Source organism: Kaarinaea lacus (assembly GCF_975902315.1).
Genome location: NZ_CDLKIE010000374.1, coordinates 1 through 2,812, shown reverse-complemented (window position 1 = coordinate 2,812; position 2,812 = coordinate 1). Strand labels below are relative to the sequence as shown.

Below are 2,812 nucleotides of genomic sequence, written 5' to 3'. Positions count from 1 at the left end.
TGCTGGAAATGGATTCGCCAGCAGCCAGTCGGTGGGCAATTTCGACAATCTGGCGTTCGGCGTTGCCATAAAGTAACAGGTCGGCTTTACTGTCGGGCAGAATTGAGCGACGAACTTTATCAGACCAGTAATCATAGTGCGCGATGCGGCGTAAACTGGCTTCGATACCGCCAATAATCACCGGTACATTTTTATACGCTTCCCGCGCTCGTTGGGTGTAAACCAGTACTGAACGATCTGGTCTTTTGCCGGCCATGGCGCCGGCCGTATAAGCATCGTCGCGACGGATTTTTCGGTCCGCTGTATAACGGTTTACCATGGAGTCCATATTGCCAGCGGTGACGCCAAAAAACAGGTTTGGTTTACCCAGTACTTTAAAGGCTTCAGCGCTGTTCCAGTCCGGTTGTGAAATGATGCCGACGCGAAATCCCTGTGCTTCCAGTAACCGTCCGATTAACGCCATGCCAAAACTAGGATGATCGATATACGCATCACCGGTGATTAATATAATGTCACAGCTATCCCAGCCCAGCTCATCCATCTCTTCGCGAGACATGGGCAACACCGGCGCCGTACCGAATCGTTTTGCCCAGTAGGGACGATAAGAAAAAAGGGCTTGCATGGAATGTTGAACCAATTCGTTATTGAAATGCCAAATCCTGATAAATTGTAGGAGCTTTTACCTGTCCGGATTTACCGTTCGATGGTCTGCAATTATCGCTTAAATGCTAATAAATAGCGACTGGCTCGAGTAATATGCGGGGTTTTATTGTATCGGATGAGTGCTTTATTGAATCAGTATCTCGGTTTGTCTGTGGCAGGTAGGGCATCATTAAAAAAAGCTTACTTATTTATCTAATTAGCAAATATCATTGTATGCCACATATGACTAATAAAGCGCTGCTAAGTTCTGTGTTATTCACAGCGATCGTTCTTGGTTCAATCTCTCCTGTATACGCGCAACAGGATGAAACAGCCGTTGAGTCGGATAATATGTTTGTGGAAATCCTGCAATACGCGCGGCTGGCGAATGCTGCGTACGAAAATCGTGCTCGCATCGAAAAAACGCTCGCTACGCAGGATTATCGGCTGGTTCACTATGCAAATCTGCCTAAGCTACAGGTTTCTTTTTATCTGGCGAGCGATGACAAAAACAAGATCCACATAATTACCGTTCGTGGTACGTCCAACGTAGAAAATGCGCTGGTGGATATTGCGATACAGCTTATAAAAAGTGATAACTCTGGAATTCTTTTGCACAATGGATTTGCTGTTTCTGCGAAAGGTATTTACAACGATATAAAACCAAAGTTGAATAAACAGTATAAGATTCGTGCCACCGGTCACAGTCTGGGCGGCGCGGTGGCTGCCGTGCTGGCCATGTATCTGAGCAACGATGGCTACCAGGTGGAGAAGGTCGTTACATTTGGTCAACCCAAGGTGACTAACTTCAGCGGTTCAAGAAAGCTGGATGAGTTGGAGATCTGGCGTGTGGTCACCCCCGGAGACCTGGTACCGCTGGTACCTCCACTGGAAATGGCAGACATCAATAATTTGAATATTTACTGGCATTCCGGACGAGAAATTATTTTGCTCGAGGGTAAGCAATATTCCATTACCTCCGGTATAGAAAGTATGTTGCGAGCCACCAAATTTCTGGCGCAGCCCTTGAGCGAGAAAAATTTGCGTCATCATCAAATGTCCTATTATCTTGCGTTAATCGAAGCAAAGACCAGTAAGCCACAATGGATTCCTTACAAAAACGATTTAAGTATCTTTTTACCGAACTGGTAGCTATGGCTGGATAAATTCTCGCTTAATCTCGGGTCAGGTAAGCGGTACTTTCCAGGTGGGTGGTGTGGGGAAAGAAATCAAATGCGGCGATTTGCTGTAATTTCCAGCCACGGGAAATGAATCGGCTAATATCACGCGTCCAGCTGTCAGTTTTACATCCCACCGCAACGATTTCATTCACATTAAGCGTTTCAAGGCGCTCGACAATACCATCAAATTCTTCAGCCAAACCACCGCGGGGTGGATCGATGATGGCTGTGTACGGAGAATCTGTTAGTTCAATGCGTTTAAACTTAATATCGGTAATGTGTTGCTTCAGCCAGGGCAAAACATCGGACTGGTGAAAGTGTAAACTGGATGGACAATTATCCGGGCGTTCTCCTGGCGTAGACTGGTCAATGCAATGAACTTCTCTACCTTGGGTTGCGAGATTCCAGGAGAGATTTGCTGAACCGCCATATAAATCGAATACGGGTTGCCGGTTTTCCAGTGTATTCGTTATCCATGTTTTGAGTTTCTTATTTTGCTCATCATTAACCTGGCGAAAGCCGGCTGCAGCATGGCGGTCATTCCAGGTGGTGCGAATTTCATTATTTTCCAGCACTTCAACTTCTACTTTATAAGGCTTGCTGAACTGCTCACCATCAGTTTTGATTTTCGCCAATACATCATTAATTTGCGGTCTTGCGATTTCACATTGACTAATGTCAACGATGTCATGGCTGCGTGGGGCATAATAACCAAGGATGTTCTTGTGACCGCGTAGCTGGATGCGGTTGCGATAATGCCAGATTTGCTCAGCGGGAAACGCTTCGATTGGTTCACTTATTTTTATCTGTGAAGATTTTAGCGCTTGTTGGATGCCTGCGATCTTGATTTTCCATTGTAATGAATAGGGGATATGTTGCCATTGACAACCACCGCATTGACCGAATACCTGGCATCTTGGTGTTATTCGTTCAGGAGATGCTTCAATAACCTCTACCAGATTTGCATTGGCGAAATTCTTTTTCAATTC

Annotated in this window: 3 protein-coding genes; 1 reads left to right on the top strand and 2 read right to left on the bottom strand. The window is 45.6% G+C overall.

Going from position 1 to position 2,812, the window contains the following annotated elements; genetic code table 11:
• On the bottom strand, positions 1 to 622 hold a 622-nt coding region (locus tag ACWVCM_RS12130; protein ID WP_455202016.1), incomplete at its 3' end, for a hypothetical protein.
• Between the two features lie 263 nt (positions 623 to 885).
• On the opposite strand from ACWVCM_RS12130, the gene ACWVCM_RS12125 reads away from it, so the two are divergent.
• Positions 886 to 1,794, top strand: a complete 909-nt coding sequence (locus ACWVCM_RS12125; protein WP_455202015.1) for a lipase family protein — start codon at positions 886 to 888, stop codon at positions 1,792 to 1,794.
• A 22-nt stretch (positions 1,795 to 1,816) separates the two neighbouring features.
• Here the strand turns inward: ACWVCM_RS12125 and ACWVCM_RS12120 are convergent.
• A partial coding sequence (locus ACWVCM_RS12120; RefSeq protein WP_455202014.1) for a class I SAM-dependent RNA methyltransferase occupies positions 1,817 to 2,812 on the bottom strand: 996 nt, incomplete at its 5' end.